Annotated in this window: 23 protein-coding genes and 7 tRNA genes; 12 read left to right on the top strand and 18 right to left on the bottom strand. The window is 27.6% G+C overall.

Annotated features, from left to right (window positions below; all coding sequences use genetic code 4):
• Positions 1 to 33: 33 nt before the first annotated feature.
• The gene (locus tag ACFEL4_RS02305; protein WP_375317937.1) at positions 34 to 312 is read left to right on the top strand and encodes an AlwI family type II restriction endonuclease; all 279 of its coding nucleotides are present in this window, start codon (positions 34 to 36) and stop codon (positions 310 to 312) included.
• Positions 313 to 422: 110 nt separating this feature from the next.
• On the opposite strand, the gene ACFEL4_RS02300 is transcribed toward ACFEL4_RS02305, so the two are convergent.
• From ACFEL4_RS02300 to ACFEL4_RS02240, 13 genes are all read right to left on the bottom strand, one after another.
• Positions 423 to 551, bottom strand: a complete 129-nt coding sequence (locus tag ACFEL4_RS02300; protein WP_375317936.1) for a hypothetical protein — start codon at positions 549 to 551, stop codon at positions 423 to 425.
• Positions 552 to 555: 4 nt separating this feature from the next.
• Positions 556 to 2,097: a sodium-dependent transporter gene (locus tag ACFEL4_RS02295; protein WP_375317935.1), complete on the bottom strand. Its 1,542-nt coding sequence runs from the start codon at positions 2,095 to 2,097 to the stop codon at positions 556 to 558.
• Positions 2,098 to 2,286: 189 nt separating this feature from the next.
• Positions 2,287 to 3,108 (bottom strand): IS1595 family transposase, encoded by an 822-nt coding sequence (locus ACFEL4_RS02290; protein ID WP_375317934.1) that lies wholly within the window; start codon positions 3,106 to 3,108, stop codon positions 2,287 to 2,289.
• 433 nt (positions 3,109 to 3,541) lie between these two features.
• A tRNA-Leu gene (locus tag ACFEL4_RS02285) sits at positions 3,542 to 3,623 on the bottom strand.
• Between the two features lie 62 nt (positions 3,624 to 3,685).
• A tRNA-Leu gene (locus tag ACFEL4_RS02280) sits at positions 3,686 to 3,773 on the bottom strand.
• 11 nt (positions 3,774 to 3,784) lie between these two features.
• Positions 3,785 to 3,859: transfer RNA gene (locus ACFEL4_RS02275), tRNA-Lys, on the bottom strand.
• Positions 3,860 to 3,875: 16 nt separating this feature from the next.
• Positions 3,876 to 3,949: transfer RNA gene (locus ACFEL4_RS02270), tRNA-Gln, on the bottom strand.
• Positions 3,950 to 3,958: 9 nt separating this feature from the next.
• Positions 3,959 to 4,043: transfer RNA gene (locus ACFEL4_RS02265), tRNA-Tyr, on the bottom strand.
• 23 nt (positions 4,044 to 4,066) lie between these two features.
• Positions 4,067 to 4,143 (bottom strand) — tRNA-Thr (locus tag ACFEL4_RS02260).
• 7 nt (positions 4,144 to 4,150) lie between these two features.
• Positions 4,151 to 4,226 (bottom strand) — tRNA-Val (locus ACFEL4_RS02255).
• A 312-nt stretch (positions 4,227 to 4,538) separates the two neighbouring features.
• Entirely contained in the window at positions 4,539 to 5,771 is a 1,233-nt protein-coding gene (locus ACFEL4_RS02250; protein ID WP_375317933.1) for a hypothetical protein, read from the bottom strand.
• A 525-nt stretch (positions 5,772 to 6,296) separates the two neighbouring features.
• Positions 6,297 to 7,205: an ABC transporter ATP-binding protein gene (locus ACFEL4_RS02245; protein WP_375317932.1), complete on the bottom strand. Its 909-nt coding sequence runs from the start codon at positions 7,203 to 7,205 to the stop codon at positions 6,297 to 6,299.
• Positions 7,206 to 7,403: 198 nt separating this feature from the next.
• Complete coding sequence (locus tag ACFEL4_RS02240; protein WP_375317931.1) at positions 7,404 to 9,050, bottom strand: hypothetical protein; 1,647 nt, start codon at positions 9,048 to 9,050, stop codon at positions 7,404 to 7,406.
• Between the two features lie 173 nt (positions 9,051 to 9,223).
• Here ACFEL4_RS02240 and ACFEL4_RS02235 point away from each other — a divergent pair, with 173 nt between their 5' ends.
• The 7 genes from ACFEL4_RS02235 to ACFEL4_RS02205 all read left to right on the top strand — a co-directional run bounded on the left by ACFEL4_RS02235 (position 9,224) and on the right by ACFEL4_RS02205 (position 12,510).
• Positions 9,224 to 9,541: a hypothetical protein gene (locus ACFEL4_RS02235; RefSeq protein WP_308150144.1), complete on the top strand. Its 318-nt coding sequence runs from the start codon at positions 9,224 to 9,226 to the stop codon at positions 9,539 to 9,541.
• A 46-nt stretch (positions 9,542 to 9,587) separates the two neighbouring features.
• On the top strand, positions 9,588 to 10,217 hold the full coding sequence (locus ACFEL4_RS02230) for an isochorismatase family cysteine hydrolase (RefSeq protein WP_375317930.1): 630 nt from the start codon (positions 9,588 to 9,590) through the stop codon (positions 10,215 to 10,217).
• Between the two features lie 162 nt (positions 10,218 to 10,379).
• Positions 10,380 to 10,805 (top strand): hypothetical protein, encoded by a 426-nt coding sequence (locus ACFEL4_RS02225; RefSeq protein WP_375317929.1) that lies wholly within the window; start codon positions 10,380 to 10,382, stop codon positions 10,803 to 10,805.
• A gap of 61 nt (positions 10,806 to 10,866) precedes the next feature.
• Complete coding sequence (locus tag ACFEL4_RS02220; RefSeq protein ID WP_375317928.1) at positions 10,867 to 11,109, top strand: hypothetical protein; 243 nt, start codon at positions 10,867 to 10,869, stop codon at positions 11,107 to 11,109.
• A 43-nt stretch (positions 11,110 to 11,152) separates the two neighbouring features.
• Positions 11,153 to 11,419: a hypothetical protein gene (locus ACFEL4_RS02215; RefSeq protein WP_375317927.1), complete on the top strand. Its 267-nt coding sequence runs from the start codon at positions 11,153 to 11,155 to the stop codon at positions 11,417 to 11,419.
• A 276-nt stretch (positions 11,420 to 11,695) separates the two neighbouring features.
• Positions 11,696 to 12,040, top strand: a complete 345-nt coding sequence (locus ACFEL4_RS02210; RefSeq protein ID WP_375317194.1) for a hypothetical protein — start codon at positions 11,696 to 11,698, stop codon at positions 12,038 to 12,040.
• An 86-nt stretch (positions 12,041 to 12,126) separates the two neighbouring features.
• Positions 12,127 to 12,510: an IS1595 family transposase gene (locus ACFEL4_RS02205; RefSeq protein WP_375317926.1), complete on the top strand. Its 384-nt coding sequence runs from the start codon at positions 12,127 to 12,129 to the stop codon at positions 12,508 to 12,510.
• Positions 12,511 to 12,671: 161 nt separating this feature from the next.
• Here the strand turns inward: ACFEL4_RS02205 and ACFEL4_RS02200 are convergent, their stop codons facing one another.
• The 5 genes from ACFEL4_RS02200 to ACFEL4_RS02180 all read right to left on the bottom strand — a co-directional run bounded on the left by ACFEL4_RS02200 (position 12,672) and on the right by ACFEL4_RS02180 (position 17,054).
• Positions 12,672 to 13,985 (bottom strand): glucose-6-phosphate isomerase, encoded by a 1,314-nt coding sequence (locus ACFEL4_RS02200; RefSeq protein WP_375317925.1) that lies wholly within the window; start codon positions 13,983 to 13,985, stop codon positions 12,672 to 12,674.
• Positions 13,986 to 14,188: 203 nt separating this feature from the next.
• Positions 14,189 to 14,566, bottom strand: coding sequence for a S1 RNA-binding domain-containing protein (locus ACFEL4_RS02195; RefSeq protein WP_308150139.1), 378 nt, complete (start codon positions 14,564 to 14,566; stop codon positions 14,189 to 14,191).
• Between the two features lie 206 nt (positions 14,567 to 14,772).
• A complete protein-coding gene (locus ACFEL4_RS02190; protein WP_375317924.1) occupies positions 14,773 to 15,342 on the bottom strand; it encodes a 5-formyltetrahydrofolate cyclo-ligase in 570 nt (189 codons plus the stop codon).
• A 16-nt stretch (positions 15,343 to 15,358) separates the two neighbouring features.
• Positions 15,359 to 15,787, bottom strand: a complete 429-nt coding sequence (locus ACFEL4_RS02185; RefSeq protein WP_375317923.1) for an iron-sulfur cluster assembly scaffold protein — start codon at positions 15,785 to 15,787, stop codon at positions 15,359 to 15,361.
• Positions 15,774 to 17,054 carry an aminotransferase class V-fold PLP-dependent enzyme gene (locus tag ACFEL4_RS02180; RefSeq protein WP_308150136.1) on the bottom strand — a complete coding sequence of 427 codons (1,281 nt, stop codon included), beginning with the start codon at positions 17,052 to 17,054 and terminating at the stop codon, positions 15,774 to 15,776. The genes ACFEL4_RS02185 and ACFEL4_RS02180 overlap by 14 nt, the downstream gene beginning before the upstream one ends.
• A 233-nt stretch (positions 17,055 to 17,287) precedes the next feature.
• On the opposite strand from ACFEL4_RS02180, the gene ACFEL4_RS02175 reads away from it, so the two are divergent.
• The 4 genes from ACFEL4_RS02175 (at position 17,288) to ACFEL4_RS02160 (ending at position 21,962) form a co-directional block, all read left to right on the top strand.
• Positions 17,288 to 19,309 carry a hypothetical protein gene (locus ACFEL4_RS02175; RefSeq protein ID WP_375317922.1) on the top strand — a complete coding sequence of 674 codons (2,022 nt, stop codon included), beginning with the start codon at positions 17,288 to 17,290 and terminating at the stop codon, positions 19,307 to 19,309.
• 107 nt (positions 19,310 to 19,416) lie between these two features.
• Positions 19,417 to 21,057: a hypothetical protein gene (locus ACFEL4_RS02170; RefSeq protein WP_375317921.1), complete on the top strand. Its 1,641-nt coding sequence runs from the start codon at positions 19,417 to 19,419 to the stop codon at positions 21,055 to 21,057.
• Positions 21,058 to 21,162: 105 nt separating this feature from the next.
• Positions 21,163 to 21,582: an HIT family protein gene (locus ACFEL4_RS02165; protein WP_375317920.1), complete on the top strand. Its 420-nt coding sequence runs from the start codon at positions 21,163 to 21,165 to the stop codon at positions 21,580 to 21,582.
• A 17-nt stretch (positions 21,583 to 21,599) separates the two neighbouring features.
• On the top strand, positions 21,600 to 21,962 hold the full coding sequence (locus ACFEL4_RS02160; protein WP_375317919.1) for a hypothetical protein: 363 nt from the start codon (positions 21,600 to 21,602) through the stop codon (positions 21,960 to 21,962).
• Positions 21,963 to 22,044 lie beyond the last annotated feature (82 nt).

Here is a 22,044-nt window from a genome sequence, read left to right as displayed (position 1 = left end):
TAATTTTACAAAAAAAAATATACCGATATAACAGTGATTCCAAACTATATTTCTGATGATGAAGGAATTCCAGTTGTTCATGCACCAGGTGGTAAGGCTGATATTATTTGTGAAGGAACAACTTATTCAGTTTTATTTGAAGTCACTTTACTTACAGGAGTTCAACAACATATACGCGAATCTTCTTCAATAACTAGACATTTGAAAGAATATTGTTTAACAAAAAACAATGTTTTCTCTATACTAGTGACTCCAACTATTCATGAAGATACTAGAGAACATGCTACGTATATCAAGTTAAAGAAAAATTAGATATTGTCACATTGTCTTTTTTAGATTTCACACATACTGTTAATTTTACTATATCGCTTGAAGATTTTAAAAATTAATCTATTTTAGCAATTTAACCAAATAATGTTTCACTATTCATTATCATTTTCAGCTTTTTTTGCTTTATCATGATTTTTAAAATCCATAATAATAAAGCAAATAAAACCACCAATAATAGCAATTAAACTAACAACCATTAAAATAATAGCACCAATATCCATATTACTAACCTCTTTCACTTTTAGTTTTACGAGTAACTATTTTATTAAATTTTTCATGGATAGCTTTATGATATGTTAAAGAAAATGTTAAAATTAAAATTAAACCAATACCTAATGTGGTACCAATTACACCGTAGACAAATGGGCTATCAATAGCATTAATAATAAAATCATAAATTCCCGTACCAATATTAACTACTATTAAAAGCGGAGCAATAATTAAAATCACTATCTTATACCCTTTATTTCATTTAATTCAGGAATTTTTATTATTTTCTTGTTTTAAATTATCATATAAATTTCAACCCCAAGGACTAATACCAACTAATAAGATAAAACCAAGAATTAATAACCAAATTTGAGCAACTCACATCCCTAAACCATCAAAGAGAAATGATGATTTATTAAAAGTAAACAAGACTGATACTAACATTGCTCCTAGTAAAGATATTGCTAAACTCTTTTTGCGTTGTCAATGAATTTCATATTCTAAACCATTAACCATTGATTCTACTTGACCAATGAGCGATGACATGCCAGCAAAAAAGAGGGTAACAAAAAAGAAAATGGCTAAAACATTACCTAACACTTGAACGTGACTATTAATAATACCAAATAGTTGTGGTATTACTTGAAAAATTAATGCTGGTCCAGCTTGAAAAATATTATCAATATTAGTTTCACCTTTATTATGAGCAATAGCACCCATGGCATTAAAAACAATCATTGCAGTTAAAATTCCAATCACAGTTGTTCCAAATGCCACAACAAAAGCCTGATTAGTACTATCTTGTTTTTGAGGTGCATGAGCCGCGTAAATATAAATAGTTCCAGTACAAGTTGATAACATAAAAAATGCTTGACCAAATGCATATTTCCAGACACTAGGAGTTAACAAATCTTTACCATTCAAATTAAACATGACATTTAAACCTAACTTAGCACCCGATAAGGTGCTAGTATAAATAGCTAATACAATAATCATGACAAAGAGAAAAGGAATAAAAACTTTATTTGCCTTCTCAATTCCTTTTTCAACACCACCTAATAAAATAATTCCTAAAATAATTCATACCCCTAATGTCGCTAATAATACCATTCAGTTTAACGAACCAAGACTACTAAAACTAGAAGGAGCACTACTAGTAACTTGTAAAATATCATGATAAAAATATGAACCATTATTCAAGTTATTGGTAAAACTAATAATGATATTGATTAAAGTTCAACTAACTAAAACACTATAATAAGTACTTAGTAAAATTACGGTTGCTGAATGTAATCAAGCAAAAAAAGCACCTTTTTTACCACCGATTTCGCTAAAGAATTCAATATGATTTTTGCGATATTTATTACCAATTGTCATTTCAATAAATAAAACGGGAATGGCACAAATAACCATACAAATTAAAAAGGGAATAAGAAAAGCACCATGATGGTTGTACATTTGGGTTGGAAAGCCTCAAATCCCACCTAATCCAACAGCAGAACCCATTACAGATAATAAGAATCCTAATTTAGAAATATTTAAACGTTGCTTTTTCATACAGTCACACCTTACTTATATTTACTAATTATAACAAAAATAATTTTTAAATACTTGATTTATCTTTATTAATAAACAATAATTTTACTTATAGTAAAAATTTTAGGCTTTTCTCCATTTATGTACTATTTTTAAATTTTATCACATAAATGCTGAGAAAAGCCTATCTACGGACTTCTCCCCACATTTTTAAATTAAACATAGCATTACAGTTTCAAAACTAGGTATGTTATTGAATTTATATGCAGCTTCTTTTGCATATAAATGAATATGATGTTTTGCAACTTTGATATGTGTTTTAAATGTTCTTCGTATATGTTTTCATACTGACTCAATTTGGTTGGTATTTACACCAGTTTTTGAAACATAGCCATCTTGATGGTTAACTGTTTCATGCTTAGTGAAAACCGATTTCAAATCGCGATATCCTTTTCAAGAATCAGTATGTACATCACACTTTGAAGAAATGTGGTTTATTGCAAACTGCAAAAGATTTTTACTGTTTGCGTTTTTCAATACTTTCACAATCAGATTGTTGGTTGTTTTTTCATAAATACCAACAATCAAGGTTTTGTTCAACAAGGATCTTCCTTGTTGAACAAAACCCATATGTGAAAGATACATTTCATCCATTTGCACTATGCCCTCAACAATGAATTGAGGTTCTTGTTTAGCAATGGCACTTCGGATTTTATGACCCATTCTTCAAGCTGTTTTCAAGGTCACTCCCAATTCTTTTGCAACATCAGTTGATGGAATTCCATGTTTGGTGTTTATTCATCTAAAGATGAGATAAAACCAAGATATTAAAGGTGTTTGTGACTTTGAAAATATAGTGCCCGTGAGAATACTGAATGTTTGATGACATTTCAAACATCTCATTTTTCTTAAATTAGAAGTATTCAAATTAAAACTAGAACACCTAATACATTTGCTTTGTTTCAAACTTGCTATATATGCAAGACATTGTTTTTCAGTTTGAAAAGTATTATTGAACTCATTCAATTTCATTGTTTCCTCCACAAGTACATGTGGGGAGAAGTCCGAAATTTTATTCTAACAGTACTGTCTTTTAAATTCTTTTCTTGCTTCTCATAAATATTTAGGGTTAAATTTAGATAATCTCATTTTTTTCTCCTTTCTAAAAAATAAAAATTCACTTATTAATAAGTGAATTGAAAAGACTGTAAATAAGTATTTCTTTAAATCTATTACTTATTTATGAATGAAATTGGGGGGGTCTATAGGTTTAAGGGAATAAAAACAGATAGGTATTGGTATATCCCTATCCGTAAACTATTTTATTCAATCTTTTGATTATGTCCAACCTAAAGTTAAAATAATACCTTAGGAGGTATAATATGAGAAAGGTAGTACTCATAAAGAATACTCTTTTTATTATCGATAAATGTATATTTTGTCAGAAAAATATTGTAATATCTAATGGTGCCCGGAGCGGGACTCGAACCCGCATGATTTCTCGGTAGATTTTGAGTCTACTGCGTCTGCCATTTCGCCATCTGGGCAAAGTTATTTAATAACTTATAAAAAATGAGGAATAGTTCCTCGTCATTAATTAATATATAAATGGTGCCCAGAGCGAGACTCGAACTCGCACAACCGTTAAAAGTTATCAGATCTTAAGCCTGACGTGTCTGCCATTTCACCACCTGGGCTTTTATTTTTATGGTGTCCCCGGCAAGACTTGAACTTGCGACACCTCGGTTAAAAGCCGAGTGCTCTACCACTGAGCTACGAGGACAAATATTTAGTTATAATGGCTGAGGCGGATGGATTTGAACCAACGATGACGGCGTCAAAGGCCGTTGCCTTACCGCTTGGCTACGCCCCAAGGTAAATATGGTGAAGGGGGAGGGAGTCGAACCCCCGAACTCGAAGAGATCTGGTTTACAGCCAGGTGCAGTTGGCCACTTTGCTACCCCTCCATATATTAATGGGTTTTATATAATGGTGCTGATGACAGGAATCGAACCTGCAACCTACGGTTTACAAAACCGTTGCTCTGCCGGATTGAGCCACATCAGCAGGTAAATGGTGGAGTATGAGGGACTTGAACCCCCGACCTATTGCTTGTAAGGCAATTGCTCTCCCAACTGAGCTAATACTCCATTTAATTTAATGTTATTTAGAATATTCTATTCTTAAAAACCTTAATTATTATAATAGATATTTTTCAGATTTACAATTAAATTTGCAACATATTCTAAAATAATTTAATATTTTTTTAAAATAAAGAAAAAAAATTAGAAAAAACATAGTTTTAGAGTTAATTTTAATGGTAACAGTTCACTATTAAACTAGGAATTGATAAGTAAAATGGTTTATTTCTTACAAAAGATAGCAACAGTTATTAATACTTGACATGCTTCATAATTTTAACATTAAAAATATTTTGCTATTAATATCTTTTTTTTCAACTCCTAACTAATATTTTTTTTCAAAAACATTACATAAGATGAAAAAAATAAGATAACTGAAATCACAATATAAACATAAATAGTTACTGAAATATTTTGAAAATATTCAATTTCATTAGTATTTATTTTATTATTAAATGAATTTAGTTTAAAATCATGATAACTAAACAAATTATTTTTTTGATTATCAAAGTCAATATTAGATAATGAATAAATATCAAATCAAAAATCCCCATAATAACCCATAAAATAAGTTCATAATTGATTTCAGTGTTCAATTATATTAATTTTATTTAACATTTGATAAGTATTAACAGTATCAAGGTATTGGTTATAATTTTTATTAAAAGAAAGATCATAATTAGTAATATTATTGTAAATTAGAACTTGATTGCAAATATAATCTTCAACTGTTCTAATTACATAATAGACAGGATTATAAAACATTTTATTAAATTCATCGCGAAAATCAAATTTATATTGATAGTTTGAAAAAAATATATCTTTAATTTTACTGCTATCAAGAAGTTGTTGACTACCTTGTTGGTCTTTTATTTTAATAAAAGTATTGTTAATGTCCTCATCATAAGTTAATAATGTTGGTGCTTTACTTTTTTGCACTATCATAAATTCATCAATGCCCTTACATTCATCATTATAATCATTTATTATTTTTAATAAATCTTGAAAAATTTTATTACTATTTAAATTGGACTTTAAAAAATTTAAATCTTTAAAATAACTATTAAAAGTAATTTGTATTATGATAGTTTTTCCTTCATATTCTACTGGTTTTCATCCTCTAGTTTTACCTTCAAATGTTTTAACGACAGGGGTTTTTTCAATAAGTCCTAAACCTTTAAAAAAGGCAATTCTTTTTGCAATAACTGCTGTTGAGTTAATATCATTTAATTCAAAAGAATCTAATTTAGAATAAAAATTAAAAATAGAACTAGTTAAATAAGGATATTTAATTAAATTTTTTTGCAAATTTTCTCTAAATAAAATTGAATTTTTAATTTGTCTGACACTATATGATTCATTATTTTTAAAACTAAGAATAACATTATCAGTTTTTACCTTAGTTAGTGAATAGGGTAAACCACCCAATAAAAATAAACTACAAAAAATAATGAAAATTAAAAAAACATTTTGTGATCGTATAAAAGCTAATAATGTAACAACACCAACAGTTACTAAAATGCTAAATAAAAAAGAAAAAAGTAATAATTTCAAAACAGTACTAACATAAAAATTTAAATAATGAATATTATTAAAGGTAAAACTACTAATACCTCCTAATACTAATAACATTAGGACATTAAGTAAAATAAAAAGAAAATTCATAAAAAAGAGAGAAATATATTGCGTTAAAATAATGGCTTTTCGTGAATATGGTTTGGTAAGTAAAAGCAAAAAAGAACTATCTTCAATTTGAATACCGAATATCTTTATCGCATTCATTAAAACAAAAATAAATAAAATAATACTATAGAAAATCATAATATAATATTGAAAAATAACGATAAAACTTTCTAATGATAGTTTTAAATAAAATAAAACTAACGGAATTAACAATGAAAACAATAATGAAAAGGAAAATAAAAATATTGTCACAAAAGAATGATTAATTTTAAATAAAATTAATTGAAAAAATTTAATTCAACTACACTTAACTTTATTATTCATTAGTTTCACCTTTGTATTCCATGAATTTTTAATTTTTGATTGCTAAATATTCATTAACTTATGCCAACATTTCTAAGTTAAAAATGATTTTAAATGTGCCAAATCAAAGTCTTTTTTATAAAGAGTTTGGATGTAAATTTTATTTTTAAACAATATAAAATTAAGATTATTAATACTTACTTCACTTTCTAAAAGTACTAAGAGTTCCTTACTATTTTCATCAAATTTAAACTTATAATTATATTTTTTTAATATTTCTATAGTCAAAGCAATATTACTGGTTACTAGAATTCAAATTTTATCAATAAGAAAATTCGTTACTGAACCATCATAAAGCAATTTTCCTAATTGCATAATAGTACAACTATCAATAATATCTTTAATTTCATTAATCATATGAGTAGTTAAAAGGATAGTTTTTCCTTCTGATTTTAATGTTTCTAAAACATCATTAAAATATTTGCGTGACTCAGAATCTAAGTTAGCACCTGGTTCATCTAAAATTATTAAATCTGGATTATGGATTAATGCTTGAATTATCATAATCCGATTTTTCATTCCTGAAGAAAAAGAATTTAATTTTTTATTACGATGTTCTCATAATTTAAACATTGTTAAATATTTTTTTATATTTTGTTCTAAAATTTCATGTTTAATGTTGGTTGCTTGTCCTAATTTTTTTAAAAAAATATAAGCCGTTAAATCTTGGGGAAAATTTTCTAAATTTAAAGAAAAACCTAAACTGGATTTTGATTTTGCTAACCCTGCTTTATAATTATTAATTGTAATAATCCCATGATAGTTACTACTAGGTATGGCACCAATAATTGATTTTAATAAAACAGATTTACCACTTCCTGATTGCCCAACTAAAGCGTGAATTGTTCCTTTGTAAACTTTAAAGTTAATGTCAATAATATTAAAGTTTTTAAATTTAATATTATATTTTTGAACATTAATAACAATATTGTTATTATCCATATTTTCAACTCCTAACTAAAAGATTTGACATATTTTAATTTAAGAATTTTTTATATTTTTTTAAAAAACAACATACTCAGCATTTATATGCCAAAAAGTTTACACATAAATTTAACAAAATTCTAATTTTGAAACAATATTGATGTGGAAAAAATAATGAGATTAGGCTACTGGATAGATTGTCAATACAATAAAAATTTAACCTCAAATTGGACCACTTGCACGTTTTATTACTCAACTGTTAAATGATAAATAATTTTTCCCACATTGTTTGCTACCGAAAATGAACAATAAACCATCAATTTCAATTCGTAAGTAGTTAAAATGAGATGCGGGATTTTTAATTAATTTAAGTGTACTTTCATCTACTTCTTGAATGTATTCTCTATTATCTAAATTTGGATTGTAACTATCGCCACTGTATACACCATTTAATCTTACTTTAAATGAAATACTCGATAAAATTGCACCTTCTGCAATTGCTTTTTGCTTTATTTTATCATCAAAATAATCATTAATATCAGACATTTTTTTATTTTCATTTTTATATGTGTTAAAATCATCATTATTCATGTACATTATTAAATCTTTATTACTATTAATAATACTAAATGCATCTTTAATGCAACCATTTAAAGAAAAAATATTTGCTAAAGATGTAGATACAGAACTTATTCATTCAGATTTTGTTTGATTTGTGCGAGTATTAATAAAATTTAAAGTAATACGTTGTAAACTTAAACCAGAAATAGTTCAGTTATTTAAACTAATTTTTCCAAAAGCAGTAATATTTGGTTTAATAGTTGATGGAATTTTTTGTTTTTCTTTTGGAGATAAATTTGCAATTCAATCGTCTAAGTTTTTATCAAAGTTTTTAGATATTTCATTTTCTAAATATGTTTGTAAATATGTTTGTGAAGCAGTTTCTGATTTATTAAATGCTTCATAAAATTGATTTGAAGAATTATATACATGAGAATTAATTGAACTTGTTAATTTAGTAACATTATCAAAATTAGTTTTTTCAATCTTTAATTCTGACTTATTTACTAGAACTAAAATCTCGGATTTTGCTTTTGCCAGTCTTACATCATTGCTAATATCTTGGTTTGTAGTTAAATTAATGTTAATTAATTGGTTACTTAATCTTTGTTTAACTTTTGATGAAGCTGCTTTAACGACAGAACTAATATTTGCACCTGTGTTTGCAAAATATGAAATATAGTTTTGACTTAAATCTCTTGTTTGTTCTTGATTTTTATCATCTTTATATGATAATTCTAGTTTTAAATCCATAGTAATTTTATATCAATATTCTATTGCTAGTCTTTTAATGATATCCGCATTATAATTATCAAGACCAAAGGTTACATGTTCTTCTGGTAATCATTTAAAAGGTGTTCTTAAAAGTTTTGTATTATTACTAGCAATCTTTAAAATATTTTGTTTTGATATTCCATTAAATAACATTCTTAAATTTTGATCTTCTAATAATTTAGGCACTATTAGATCAGTAATATTCTCTTGCATTCTTTTGATAAATTCTCTAATAAAATCAGGATCTGTAATTTTTGCTTCTTTAGTAGCAGACATCTTACTTAAAACATTTTTAAAAGCTGCGCCGATATTTCCAAATTCGTTTTCAAAAAATAAATTTTTTTCCTCATTTATTAAATTTCCAAATTCATCATTAATTTTATTTTGTGCTTTGTTTAATAAATCTTTTATATCAATACCATCATCTGTTGGATTTACCGGAACACTTGCGCCCCCACAAGAAACAACACTAGTTACTGGAACAGTTGTTAATGTTAACACACTTAATATTTTTAATAATCTTTTCATCTTAAAACCCCCTATTTTCGTCGTATTCCCTACTTTTTTAAGTTTAACTGAAAGTAAGTAAAAAAACAAAAAATATACTATAGTACACCCTATAAGAGTAAGATTTTTTGACTTATATTACCCCTAATGATGCTATAATTAAATAGCATTAAAAATAAATTAGGTGATAAAAAATGAAAACTAAAACATGATGAAATAAACTACCAGTTGATGAAAAAATAATTATTATTTTATTTGGTGCTGGATTTACCTTTTTAATTTTAGGTTTAATTATGCTACTAAGCATTAGAATTAATCTTATTGAAAATGGTTTTAATTTCATTTATTTAAATGGTGTTATTAATACCCTTATTTATAATCCTGTTGGAGGATTAACAACTAATATCTTTTTTTTAAAAGTTGGAACTATATTTACAGTTTTCCTAATGCCAATTTGCACTTCTTGTAGTATAATTTGATTTATGATTAAAAGATTAATTTTAAAAAAATAAATTTTAATATCTAACATTAAACTAAACAATTGAGGTGCATATAATAATGAGTAATATAAAAAAAAATTTTTCTGACATCATTAATAAAACACTTGATAAAACAAAAAAACTAAAATTAAACGATTTACAAGGTCATAATATTATTTTTGTTGTTGATATGGTTAATGGTTTTGCTAAAACAGGAGCCTTGTCTTCACCTAATATTAATAACATTATTAAACCTATTAAAAAACTATTAGCAAAAGCGCAAGTTAACAAAACTAAAATTATTGCTTTTAATGATGCACATAATGAACACAGCCCTGAGTTTAGCACTTTTCCGAGCCATTGTTTAGAAAACACACAAGAAGCACAATTAGTAGACGAGTTACAATTTCCTGACATTAAAATCATTAAAAAGAATAGTACTAACGGTTTCTTTGCTTTTGATTTTAAACCTAACTTACAATGAGATAATATTATTATTGTTGGTTGTTGCACTGATATTTGTGTTTATCAACTAGCTGTTAGTTGTAAAACATGATTCAATCAACACAATAAAGCAGTTAATATTATTGTTCCTATGACTATGTCACATACTTTTGAACATGACGAACACCCAGCACATACCTTAAATCAATACTCATGATATTCAATGATTAAAAATGGAATTAATGTTGTAAAAGATATTATTTAAATCAAAAGTTTTAGAACTTTAGCAACAATTGTACAACCAACTCATCGTTGATAGACAATAAAGAAAAATACTTATATAATTTAGCATAAAATGAATATCAGTTTTAAACCAATTGTTTGCTTTCCAAACATATGGTTTTTTTATTTAAAGATAAAGAAAGAGATGAACAAAATGAAAACTCAATATAAATTTATTATAGGTTCAGGAGTTTTTGGTGAAGTTATTGGAAATATTGCTGGATGATATTCTATTCCTACAATGTTCTCTGAATGATTAAATATTATGGAATATGATTTTATCGATAATTATATAAATAATGATCTTAATCTATATAGTTCTACATTCAAGGGTGTTGCAATATGAGGTTTGTTAGGAGCTTGTGGAACAATTCTTCTTTCAAGTGCTACATTAGCAACAGTAGCATTTTTTAAAAATAAAATTTGTACTACTGAATCGGTAGTAAGCGATGAAGATCCTTTATTACCTCCAGTGCCAGTAGAAATTGTAATAGAACAATCTAATTCATTAAATAATTCTGCCAACAATGAACAAGGTAATAATGAAAATATAAGTTTTGTAGTTGCATAATATTATTAAAATTACAAACTTGTAATTTATTGATTACTAAAAATTTAAGGAGTTTTAAAAAATGAAAAAAATATTATTAACAATGGCAATCCAAAACAGTTTATTACTAAATAGTAGTTTTCTTTGTTATGATTTTAATGCAAATTCAACAAATATAATAAAAGAAAGTAAAGAAATCAACTTTTTAACAACAGCTGATATTCATGCTGGTTATGAAGATTCTTATAGTTCTCAAACAATTAGTGCTATTGCTAAAAAATTATCAAAAATAATAATCGTGGTGTTGTGATTTCAGGTGATTTAGTAGGAGGAATTGAATATACGGGTAATTTATTTTCTTATAAACAATGATGTCATCTATTTCCACTCATACTTTAGCGGGTTTTGGAAATCATGATTCTGGACCTAATTCTAAATTTAATCAAACATGGCTTAATCAAAATATTGTTAAGCGCAATGCTATGACAGCAGCTCCCATACTTTATTATGCTTCGAAAGATGAAGTACCTGTATATTCTTGAAATTGATCAGGAATTCATTTTGTTCAATGTAGTTTAGCACCAATTAATAAAGATGTTACTGTTGAGCAAATAATCCCCCAGGGCCAACATTAACGGAGTTAAGAAAAGATTTAGAAACAAATGTTGGTGTAAATAATATGCCTGTTGTTTTATCTTTTCATTATGGTTATGATGAGTTTTCAATAGGTGAAAATTGATGAAATCAAGAACAAAGAAGCGAATTTGAAAATACAATTTTAGCAAAATATAATGTTATTTTGATGTCAACAGGTCATCTTCATTTTTATCCAAACGAGTTATATACAATCCCAGTCAATGTTGGGAAAAAGACAATCGGACTTCTCCCCACATGTACTTGTGGAGGAAACAATGAAATTGAATGAGTTCAATAATACTTTTCAAACTGAAAAACAATGTCTTGCATATATAGCAAGTTTGAAACAAAGCAAATGTATTAGGTGTTCTAGTTTTAATTTGAATACTTCTAATTTAAGAAAAATGAGATGTTTGAAATGTCATCAAACATTCAGTATTCTCACGGGCACTATATTTTCAAAGTCACAAACACCTTTAATATCTTGGTTTTATCTCATCTTTAGATGAATAAACACCAAACATGGAATTCCATCAACTGATGTTGCAAAAGAATTGGGAGTGACCTTGAAAACAGCTTGAAGAATGGGTCATAAAATCCGAAGTGCCATTGCTAAATAAGAACCTCAATTCATTGTTGAGGGCATAGTGCAAATGGATGAAATGTATCTTTCACATATGGGTTTAAAAAACAAGGAAGATCCTTGTTGAACAAAACCTTGATTGTTGGTATTTATGAAAAAACAACCAACAATCTGATTGTGAAAGTATTGAAAAACGCAAACAGTAAAAATCTTTTGCAGTTTGCAATAAACCACATTTCTTCAAAGTGTGATGTACATACTGATTCTTGAAAAGGATATCGCGATTTGAAATCGGTTTTCACTAAGCATGAAACAGTTAACCATCAAGATGGCTATGTTTCAAAAACTGGTGTAAATACCAACCAAATTGAGTCAGTATGAAAACATATACGAAGAACATTTAAAACACATATCAAAGTTGCAAAACATCATATTCATTTATATGCAAAAGAAGCTGCATATAAATTCAATAACATACCTAGTTTTGAAACTGTAATGCTATGTTAATTTAAAAATGTGGGGAGAAGTCCGTAGATAGGCTTTTCTCAGCATTTATGTGATAAAATTTAAAATAGTACATAAAGGGAGAAAAGCCATTTTTAATTATATATACAAAAAACCTTTAACAAAATAAAAACCACTATATTATTAGTGGTTTTTTACTTATGCTATTTACCTAGTAAACTGAACATTTTCTTTTTATATACTTCAACCCCTGGTTGGTCAAAAGGATCAACTCCTAATAACATAGCACTAACAGCACACGCTTTCATAAAAAAGAAACTGGCATATCCGAACATCTCAGCATCCATTTTTTCTCATTCTAATAAAATGTTTGGTGTTTTACCAAGATTTTGATCACTATGAGCTTCAATTGTTCCTTGCAAAGCAATATTATTAATTTCATGAAGGCTGTATTTAGTTAAATAATTTAATTGATCTTGGTTTGCTTTATCCATAGCAATTTTTAAATCTTGATTGGGTTTCTTAATTTTAATTACTGTTTCAAAAAATATTTTTGAGCCTTCTTGCGTAAATTGTCCCATTGAATGTAAATCAGTAGAAAAAATAACACTAGCAGGGAATAAACCTTTACCTTCTTTACCTTCTGATTCACCAAATAATTGTTTTCACCATTCACAAAACATTTGCATTTGAGTTTCATAACTAACAAGAATTTCAACAGCTTTATTAGTTTTGTAAAGATGGTAACGTACTGAAGCATATAAGTAAGCATCATTAATATCAATTTTATCATTTTTGCATTCTTGGTTAGCTAATTTAGCACCATTAATAATTGCTTGACAGTCAATGCCTGCTACCATCATCGGAAACATGCCCACAGGTGTTAACACAGAATAGCGACCACCAATATTATCAGGAATAATAAACGTTTGGTAACCTTCTTCTTGGGATAAATCATGTAATACACCTCGGTATTTATCAGTAGTTGTGATAATTCTGCTGGCAATTTCTGTTTTATTTTTCTTTTGCTTAATTAATAATTCCTTTAATAAACGAAAAGCAATCGCTGGCTCAGTTGTTGTTCCTGATTTAGAAATAACATTAATAGCAAAATCTTTATCTTTTAAATATTCAATAACTTGTTGCACATAAGTTGAACTCATAGTATTACCTAAGTAAATGACTTTTACACCTTTTACTTTATCAATTTTAGGAAATAATCCTTGAATCATATCAAGTCCAGCACGTGTTCCTAAATATGAACCACCAATTCCAATTACAACAAGTACTTGAACTTCTTCTTGTAATTTTGTTGCTAATGCTTTCATTCGTTTTCATGATTCTTTAAATACTAAATCAGCATCATATTGAAAAGGCATATTGATTCATCCTAATCAACCATCTTCATTTTTAGCATTTGCTTCTAAGTTATTATGAATTGTTGATATTTGTTTTTGATAATTTTTTATCAAATCAGCAAGATTTAAATTAGTATAATCTAAAATAGTTTTTATCATTATCTTGATTTCTCCTTATTTATGTTTTTAAAAATTTAATAAAAATATTATTATTCACTCCTCCTTTGATAATAATTAATTTAGTAAACACTTTTTTAATTACTATCAATATAATATCCTTACACTAAAAATATAATCCTAAAAACGATAGATTGCAATAAATTAACTAATTTTAACTATAAAAAGAAAAAACAGCAACTATTTTAGTTGCTGTCATCTTTTCTGAATCAGTTGTCGACATTGTCTCTTACTGGTGCAAAACCTGAACCATTTTCATCAATTGCTGATGTTGATTTTTTTTCTACCAAATTTTGGTTTTTAGTACTTAAACTAATTTGTTTTTTGTTGTGATCAATTTCAGTAATTTCAGCTTGTACTGGTGTGTTAAGAGTGAAATAATCAGTGACATTTTTAACAAATTTAGGTGTAATACGACTAATGTGAATTAATCCTGAATATCCACTTGGACATTTACAGAATACACCAAACGGCTTAAATCCACTTGGAGTTACAGTAATAACATCTCCAACCTTTAATTCTTCAAGGTTTGTTTCTGCGTCATTTTTAATAATTGTACTCATAATAAGTTAATTCCTCTTTCTCTGTATAAATTAATAATACCTGAAGATATTATATCATTATATTTTATCTTAAAGTTAAAAATAAATATTTTAGAGTAAATAAATTTAATTGTTTCTAACTTAGTTTATTATTAACAGTTAAAATTATCCCGAATCATTGATTTTACTTGTTTTTAACGTAACACAAGAAACTTTAAAATATTTTTTTAATTAGTAAAAATAAAATCTAAGGGAATATCTCAACTATCATGTTCAATGGCAAAAGGAATCTTTTGCATAGCAAATGCCATACCTATTTTTTGACATTTAATATTTTTTTTAGTTAAAAAACTATCATAATATCCTTTACCATGACCAATACGATAGTAGTTAACATCAAAAGCAATCATTGGAATTATCATACAATCAATATTAATCGGTTTAACTTTAAAACAAGTTGCTAATGGTTGGGCAATATTAAAATTATTATCAATAGTGATTTCATCTCAATTATTTATCAAATAAAATTCTAATTCATCACCATTCATTCTTGGTAAGCAAACTTGTTTAGCATGACTTCATAGTAACTCAATCAATTCTTTGGTCGCCACTTCATAAGGTAAAGCATTATAAAGAGCAAACATATGATTTTGTTTAAAGTAATGTGACTGTTCAAAATTTTTACAAATAATTTTACTTCAATTTTGAATGTTATTTTTACTATTATTCTGTAATAATTGATAATAAAGTTTTCTTAAAGCTGATTTGCTTGTAACTTCAGGGATATTTATTTTCATTCTTAACAACTCCTTATTACTTTAATAATTTACTAATACCTTCAACTCCTAATAACGCACATTTAATACGATTACGTTGTCTTGGAACATTAGTGAAAGCAACTAAATTATTAATAAAATTAACATTAAATGGTTGTGAATTTAACATTGCTTGATAATTACTAATAATATTTTTAATATCACTAATGGGTTTGTTTTCAATTAAATTGCAAAAAATATCAACTGCTGCTGTCGAAATTGCACAACCAACACCATCAAAACGAGCAGTAACTACTGTTTTATTTTCAATCAAAACTTGCACATGAAAATCGTCAACACAAGACTTGCTAGCTTGATGATAGGTTAAACAATTACCATTATCAATTAAACCTTTATTTGTCGGTTTACTATAATGATTTACTATTAATTTACGAAAATAATCTTGATTATCATTAAAAGAATTCATTTAAAAAATCACCACCTTCATTAATGCCTTTTTTTAAAGCTAGTACTAAAGCATCAACATCTGCTCTAGTGTTGTAAATATAAAAACTAGCACGAACTGTTGCTTCTGCATTAACTGTCTCTGGTAATAACTTAGCACAAAAAGTACCACTTCGCACACAAATATTTTGTGTTCCTAAATAATTAGAAACATCCTGAGCAAATACCTTTTTAATATTAAAAATCAAATTCCCACTTTTAATATCGCCATTATAAATTTCAATCTTATTACCAATATGTTTTCTTAATTGTTGCACAGCATAGTTTTTTAAATTTATCTCATGATGATAAATATTCTTAATACCAATATTTAATATGTATGCAATAGCAACACGTAACCCAAACACACCAGCAAGATTTTGAGTACCACCTTCAAATCGATAAGGACTGTCTAATAAATTATAAGTACCATCTTTATAAATTCGACCATTCATACCACCACCCAATAATAATGGTTGGAACATATTTAATCATTGTTTTTTCCCTCATCAAACACCAATGCCAGTTGGTCCAAAAATTTTATGTCCAGAAAAAGCAAAAAAATCAATATTTCAATTTTTAACGTCTGTTTCAATATGGCCAATAGCTTGGGCACCATCTACTACTACTACAATATTTTTAAATACTCATTTATCATCTTTAAGGTTAGTACTACCATAATCTTTAATAGATTTTGTTAATTGTTGAGTGTTATTAACTATTGCTAATGAATTATTAACATTAGCAAATGCGACAACTCTAGTCTTAGGTGTTAACATTTTTTTTAAATTTTCAATCGTAATAATGCCATCACTTCTCGTTTCAATAAACTTAATTTTGATATTTTTACTTTCCATTAATCGATAAAATGGTAATAACAACGAACTGTGTTCTAAACTAGAAAGTAAAACTTCATCTTCTGGTTGTAAATAAGGTGCTAAACCAAAAGCGATTTGATTATAAGCAAAAGTAGCAGAAGGACAAAATACTACTTCATCACTATCACTATTAATAAATTGGGCAATTACTTTCCTCGTATCTTCAAATATTTCATTACCTTCTTCTGCTAATGGGTAATCTTGGCTATGTGTATTAATGCAATATTTTTCATAATACTCTTGGATAGCATCTATCACAACTTGTGGTTTTAAAGATGTTGCTGCAGTATCTAAATAAGTTAAATTAGGTTTTTTTTTAAAAAAAGGGAAATCCAATTTAATATTATTAAAATCACTATTTTTATTTGACATTGTTTTTTCTCCTATAAAATTAACTACTATTAAATTATACACTTAATTAACTGCTAATTAAATGAAAAATAATCTTCAAGATATTATTTTAAAAAATGATATTAAAATATTTCTATAGCCCGACTAGAAATAAAATGCAAAAAACTATTCAAAATTTGAAATTTTATGTTAAGATATTTTAGTAAAATAAAAATAAATTCATATTTTTTCTATGAATAAAAGGAGTGAATATAGTGCGCAATATTCTTGCTTTAGTTGCAACTTTCACATTATCTACGACATCAACTATGTCGGTATTAGCTTGTAATCCAACGTCTGACCGTGGCACAACCAATGTTTTTGACTGAAATCAAGCATTTAAGGCTGCTGGTAGTGCTGGAGAAACTACTAGTGATTTTTTTAACTTTCTTAACAGTCAAGGAGGACAATCTTGAGGCAAGGATTTATATAGTACGATTAATCAGCATATTAATCTCTCAATTTTGAAAAATAATCATAAATATAAATCTGATTATGATGCTGCTTTAATTACAGTTAACTCACAAATAGACAACAAAATTGCTTCCTTAAAAGCAAAATTTGGTCGTGGTTGGGAAAAACAATGAAAGAAAATTTTATCAGGTTATAACAATAGCGTTGAACAATACAAAGATGATCAACTAAAAGATATTGCTACTAAAATTATTAATACTAGTTATGTTAGCCAAAACTATGGAGATTATGAATATTATACAACAAGTGAAATATATCCTATGTTAAGAGATGTTTTTGAAGAAATTAAAGCAGGTAAATTTACAAATGTTCAAAATTATATTAATAGCGGTGGAATTTACGCAAAAACTATTTGAATTGTTATCAAAGCAAATAATCCTGTTGGAAATGCTACTACCTTACAAGACGCAATAACAACGAATAAAGACTGAAACGCAATAACCGTTAGCAATCCAGTTGCTAAAACAGTTGGTGACGTTGAAAATGGCGAACATATATCAAGTACATATAATACTGTTAATGGATTACTGAGTGACAATCAAGCAAAAATTGCTCAAGTAATGATGACAGCACAAGAACCGATTTGAGTTCGCCAAATTGTCGTTCCTTTTAATATCGCTGAGAAAGATAAGGCATTAAAAGTAGCTATTACAAAAAACCAATTTTCTGACAATAAACCCAAAATTAATGAAATAGTACAAGACATTAAAAATTTAGGTTTTGACCAAACCTTTACTTTTCAAGGTACCACAGCTACAGGGACAACTGATACAACTGGTGACTTGGGATTAATAAATATTAACAGTGCAACTAAGGACAATGCTCCTTTTTACTACTATCTATATCGTTATGTCACTAGTACACAAGGCGTTGGCAAGAATGTTATTGGTAATATTCAACAATATACTCTAGATAAGTACACTGCACCAACTAATCCCACTGATGATGCCTTAACTACCCTGTTACTACCACTTATTGATCATACTAACAATAATAAGCAAAGTATAACTAGTCAATACAATGACTTAATTTATATGAATGATATACAAAGTCATACTAGTCTACTACCTGACGTTACAAAAAATAATGGACCTGGTGTTGGTATCTTTATTGATACTGCTGGTATTCATTTTATTGAAACACCCGGTATTACTTACCAAGCTACAGCTTCTACTGACTCAACATATAATATTATTCAAGAGTTTAATAAGAAAAAACAAAATCCACAAAACTTATTATGGAATGATGTTTCTCCACTTGCTGATCGTCCAGGTGGCTTAAGCAATAGTCCTTATCTTGACTATTTACAAACAGCATTTTTATTACAAAAAAATAAAGGCCTTGATACAACTATTGATTTAAACAAAACTTTAGGTGACTTTACTGCAACTAGCACTGACCTTGGAAGTCCTAATTGATGAGATTACAATTTATTCTTTGATAATAACGCTAGTTTAATTCATTGAAATATTAGTGACCTAACAGGTTCAACTCCATCACTTGATGATACAACAATTGATGCATTTGCTAAGAGTTTACAAACATGATTTACTAATGTGAAAAATAGCCGTTGAGATAATAAACAAGCACTATATGTTAACGGTCACTTTCAAAATGCTGTTAAAACACTTAATACATCTTGAGATGCATTTGGTATTAATGCACCAACTGCTCGTCTAAATGAAAATATTTCTGATTATCTAACTAAAGTTGGAAAACAAACTTTGTGATGATATGATCCAAATATCATCACAAATAATTAGGGAGGTAAAAAATGAAAAACAAGAAAAAAATCATTCCATTAATAGCTTCCGTTACACTTCTTGCAGGACCTGTATTACTAGTAACTGCTTGTGATAATGAACGTGATATGAGTAACCTACCAAATGGTAAAATTCCCGATGATTACAAAAATCGTATTTTATTTGATTTCTTAGGAGTAAACTTTACTAAAACCGTTGGTGAACAGTTTAAAGATGCCTACGCGTCAGGACTTGACTTAATTTTAAATGATGTTGAAGGAATAATTGCCCAACAAAAATTTTATGACTTCTTTCATAATACTCTAAGCACTACAGTTTATACAGAAGACACACTTGATTCTGATGGTAATGTAATACAAGAAGGTACTGCTAATCAAGCTTTTGATAACATCAAAGATGACCTTGGTTTAAGTCTTTTAACTCAAGCGTATTTACAAGGTATAAAAAGTGGTACATCACTAGATGAAACTACGAACTTTACAAATAATCTGGTACTATTCCAAACTGACTCTTGACACCGAGGAGGTACTGGTAGTTTAGATTATAGTAAAGATAAAGATGGATTTTACGCAAAAGACAATGCTGATACTGGTTTAAAAAATGATCCTAATGACGTTTTTGCTACTAATACTAATCTTTATAAAGACTTTGGAACTGTTACTAAGAATGAAGCATTTATGAAACAACTTGCTGACATTGCTAAACACCCAGATGATAATACCACTAATGTTCTGCTTCCATTACAACAAAATACGCAAAACTATATTGGTGACGCCGGAGTTAATCCCGATACACTGCCAAAAGCTTTAGATGCATCAGTTACAGATTATCAAAGAAATTTAAAACGTTTCCAATGATCATTACGTTTCCGTTATGAACAATATTATAAATACATGATTTTACCTAAACTAAATGAAAAATTATTTACTATGTCCTATCTTTTAAATAACCTTTTCATACCTAATCAAAAAGGGCCCAATAAAGAACCAATTATTGAAACAACTACTAATAATGCATATATTGGCCAACTACAAAATATTAATGATTATAAATCTTCTAACTATCGTTCAATTTGAAACTTTCAAACCAACAAGACAAATGCAATTGATATAGAAACCAATTGAAATACAAGTAACTGACAAAACATTACTAACAATGGTGGTAGAGAATTAAACAGTAACTTCTTTAATAAACTAAAAAATGGTACTTCTGATTCTATTAATCAAATTGATAATCTTTTTGGTGCTAATGGTTATACAGCTACTGCTGCTGGTCAAGCTGCCAAACCTGTAGCAGATGCTACAACAGCAGGTTGAGTAACAATTAAAGATGGTACCCACTATGAATTAACAAACGATACTATCGCTAACTTTACTTATACAACACCAATCTATTTCTTAAATGTATTGCAAAATTTAGACTTTAGTTGTATTTTAAATGATAAAAATAAAAAAACTTGAATTCCTAAAACTACTGGCCTAATTCAAGATTGAAATAACAGTTCTAACCCAAGCAAAGACACAGACTTTTCAAAATATATTCGTGGTGGTGCTGGTAGCGATATCACTCAAGACCAAAAATTTGGTATTTTCTGACAAATGTTATATTTCCTTGCTGATAGTGATGCAAACAAAGATAATGCAGCAAATAACTTTAAATTAGCAGCCCAAAGTTTATTTCCTACATACATCCCTAAAGATAATATTTATGAAAAAGGATTCTGAGACAAAATTAAACAGTATTACTAACAATTAATCACATACATAATGAAAAAAACATACCCAGTATATGTTTTTTTCATTATAAAATAAATTTTAAGTTTTAATGTATAAAGTAGAAAGAAATGATAATATATGCCAAATTCACAATGTATTTTTTGTACAATTAGCAAAAATTCAGAAAAATTAGTTTATGAAGACAAACATACTGTAGCATTCATGGATATCAAACCCGCTACTCCAGGTCATAGCTTAGTCATTCCTAAACAACATTTTGCAACCTTCCTTGACACAACTCCGGAAATTGTTGGTTTTGTCAATAGCACTGTCCATAAAATAGCAACGCAATTACAAACACTAATTCCTGAAATTAAAGGTTTCAACATCTTAACTAACAATGGTAGTGAAGCATATCAAGAAGTTTTCCATTACCACGTACATATAATACCGAAATACAATAAAGAAAAAGGTTTAATATTAACTCACACTACAGAAGATATTAAGTTAGAAAACATTGATACTATAAAACAATCATTAAAAACAAAATTCATGTAATTAAGGAGGAAAATAAAATGAAAAATATAAAACTATTAACTTTACCAAAAATTTTAATGCTAATTGGCTCAGCATGAATCATTATCTTTAGTTTACTATATATAAGTAAAGTTACAACCTATAATTTTTATGGATGAAAAGAAAATGGTGCCACATTAATCCTACTTGGTATTATGTACATTATTATCCCTTTCTCAGTTAAACCAGGTTTATGATCAAAACTATGAGCATTAGTTATTGCCTTCATTTCTATATTAATTGTGATTGGAATATTTGTTGGAACCGGAGTTGATTACAGATCACCTTGAACTTATGTTAATGACTTACCACATATTATCATGGCACTAGGTGCTGTCTTATGAATCTTCAATAGCAAATAACAATTAACAACATAGCCATTACCACACTAATTTATAATCATAAATTAGTAAATTACTCTTTTTATGTTTTCATTTTAAAACT

It is taken from the genome of Spiroplasma endosymbiont of Virgichneumon dumeticola (assembly GCF_964264745.1).
In the GTDB taxonomy this organism is placed as follows: domain Bacteria; phylum Bacillota_I; class Bacilli_A; order Mycoplasmatales; family VBWQ01; genus Spiroplasma_E.
The sequence above is the reverse complement of the archived record's forward strand: the minus strand, read 5'-3'. Positions and strand labels throughout refer to the sequence as shown.